The 3,316-nt window shown below is 29.0% G+C and carries 1 protein-coding gene; it reads left to right on the top strand.

The window, feature by feature from the left end:
- The coding region (locus tag J7G74_RS14020) for a pyruvate carboxylase (RefSeq protein WP_297136476.1) at window positions 1-2,927 on the top strand (2,927 nt) is incomplete at its 5' end.
- Between the last annotated feature and the right edge of the window lie 389 nt (window positions 2,928-3,316).

The following is a 3,316-nucleotide window of genomic DNA, read 5'->3' as shown; positions in this document are numbered from 1 at the left end:
GAGGTATGAGAGTTGTTTACGATGAAAAGAATTTAGCACTTGAGTACGAAACAGCATGTAGTGAATCTAGAAAAGCATTTGGAGAAGATTTAATATTTATAGAGAAATATATAGAGGATCCAAAACATATAGAGGTTCAAGTATTAGGTGATAAATATGGTAATTTAGTTCATTTATATGAAAGAGACTGTTCAGTTCAAAGAAGACATCAAAAAATAATAGAATATGCACCGGCATTTTCTTTAGATAAAAAAATAAGACAAGAAATATGTGAAGATGCAGTTAAGATAGCTAAGAAAGTTGGGTATGTTAGTGCAGGAACATTAGAATTCTTAGTTGATGCTAAGGGAAACCATTACTTCATAGAGATGAATCCAAGAATACAGGTTGAGCATACAGTAACTGAAGAAGTAACAGGAATAGATATAGTTCAAAGTCAAATACTTATTGCAGAAGGGCATAGACTAGATGATAAGGAGATTGACATAAAATCTCAAGAAAGTGTGATTTTAACAGGATATGCCATACAATGTAGAATAACAACTGAAGATCCAAAAAACAATTTTATGCCAGATACAGGCAAGATACAAGTTTATAGAACAGGTTCTGGGGCTGGTATAAGGCTTGATGGAGGAAACGGTTGTGCTGGATTTAGCATAAGTCCTTATTATGATAGTTTGTTAGTTAAAACTATTTCTTGGGATAGAACATTTGAAAAAGCAATTAACAAAACAATAAGATCCATAAAAGAGTTAAGAGTTAGGGGAGTTAAGACTAACGTAGGATTTTTAGAGAATGTACTAAAAGATCCAATTTTTAGAGCTGGTAAATGTAGTACTAAATTTATAGATGAACATCCAAGACTATTTCAAATAAAAGAAAGTAAGGATAGAGGAACTAAGCTACTTCAATTTATAGGAGATGTTATAGTTAATGAAAATAAGTGTGTACCTAAACCTAAATTTGAAGTACCTCATCAACCTCGTATAATAACAGAACATACTTCTAAGATAGAAGGAAGTAGACAACAATTTGAAAGATTAGGAAAAGAAGCCTATATAGAAAAAATAAAAAATGAAAAGAAATTATTATTAACAGATACAACCATGAGGGATGCTCATCAATCACTTATGGCTACAAGGTTCAGAACATATGACTTATTACAAGTTGCTAAACCTACAAATGAGTATATGAAAGATTTATTCTCATTAGAAATGTGGGGAGGAGCAACTTATGATGTTGCATATAGATTCTTAAAAGAATCTCCATGGAAAAGATTACAAAAATTAAGAGCAGAGATACCAGATATTTTATTCCAAATGTTATTTAGAGCATCTAATGGTGTTGGATATACAAATTATCCAGATAACGTAATAAGAAATTTCTTAAAAGAATCTGCATATCAAGGAATAGATGTTATAAGAATATTTGATTCATTGAACTGGGTAGAAAATATGAAATTATCAATAGAAGCTGGACTAGAAACAGGAAAAATAGTAGAAGGTACTATGTGCTATACAGGAGATATATTAGATCCAAATAAAACTAAATATAATTTAGATTATTATGTGAAAATGGCTAAAGAATTAGAGTCATTAGGAGTAGATATAATCTGTATCAAAGATATGGCAGGACTATTAAAACCATATGCTGCTTACAAATTAATAAAAGAATTAAAAAACAATGTTAAAGCTCCTATACATTTACACACACATGATACGAGTGGAAATGGTGTAGCAACATGTTTAATGGCAGCTGAGGCTGGAGTAGACATAGTAGACTCTGCTTTACAAACTATGTCAGGTTTAACAAGTCAACCTTCATTAAATGCTATAGTAGAAGCTTTAAGACATACTGAAAGAGATACTAATATTGATTTATATGGATATCAAGAATTATCAAATTACTATGGTGATTTAAGAAAAGTATATAAAAAATTCGAAAGCGGTATGAATACATCTTTTGCAGAAATATATGAATATGAAATGCCAGGAGGACAATATTCAAACTTAAAGGCACAGGCTGATAGTTTTGGTTTAGTAGATGAGTTTGATAGTGTAAAATCTAATTACAAAGAGGCAAACCAAATACTAGGGGATATAATTAAAGTTACACCTTCATCAAAAGTTGCTGGTGACTTAGCAATATTTATGACGAAAAATAAATTAACGAAAGATAATATCTATGAAGAAGGTAAAAAATTATCATTCCCAGACTCTGTTGTAGATTATTGTAAAGGTATGATAGGTCAGCCAGAAGGTGGAATACCAAAAGAGCTACAGAAAGTCGTATTAAAAGGTGAAGAAGCTATAACTGTTAGACCAGGATTATTAATGCCTGAAGCTGATTTTGATAGAGATAAAGACTACTTAAATGAAAAGTTTGATATGAAATCTAATATAAGAAATATACTTAGCTATGAGCTATATCCAAAAGTTTATGAAGAATATCTAAAACATTTGCAAGATTATAATGATATCTCTAAACTAGAAAGTCATGTTTTCTTCTATGGACTTGGAATAGGAGAAGAAAGTGATGTTGATATTGAAGAAGGAAAAATGCTAACAATTAGCTTGAGAAATATAGGTGAAGTTAAAGAAAATGGATACAGAACAATTGTATTTGAATTAAATGGTATGCATAGAGAAGTAGAAATAAGAGATAATAACTTCGCAGGAAGTATTAAACAAGTTGAGATAGCTGATATGGATAATCCTTTAGAAATAGGAGCTAGTATCCCAGGAAAAGTAATAAAAGTGTTAGTAAAAGAAGGCGATGAAGTACAAAAAAATCAACCATTAATAGTTATAGAAGCTATGAAAATGGAAACAAATATAGTTGCTAAAACTAATGGAAAAATTAAGGAAATTAAAGTTAAGGAAAGTGAAATGGTTTCTGACAAACAATTACTAATGACATTAGAATAATACAACAAATAAAAACTCTAAAGTATTAATTAAATAGTACTTTAGAGTTTTTTTATATACTAAATACTTATAAATTATGTGGATGGTGAATAATTTATAAGTAAAGCTAATAAACTTGAATTGTTGGAGGGATTAAACAGAATATCTACGTAATGACTTAAGTGAATTTTTTATTAAAAAAGAGGATAAAACTGAATCATTATAGAATTATACTTTAAATCCAAGTAGAAGATAGACTAATTATTAATTTTTCTGAAAAAGATAATCTTATCTAAATTAATTGGGAATATTATACATATAAATAGTATAAAATTATCAAGAACAGTTGAAAATTTTATATAATTAAAAAAGGTAGGTGCTAATATGAAAGTCTATGATAGTAACAACTT

This window comes from Terrisporobacter sp., from assembly GCF_017888745.1.
Classification (GTDB): domain Bacteria; phylum Bacillota; class Clostridia; order Peptostreptococcales; family Peptostreptococcaceae; genus Terrisporobacter.
Note: the sequence above shows the minus strand (reverse complement) of the source record. Positions and strands in the feature narration are given on the sequence as shown.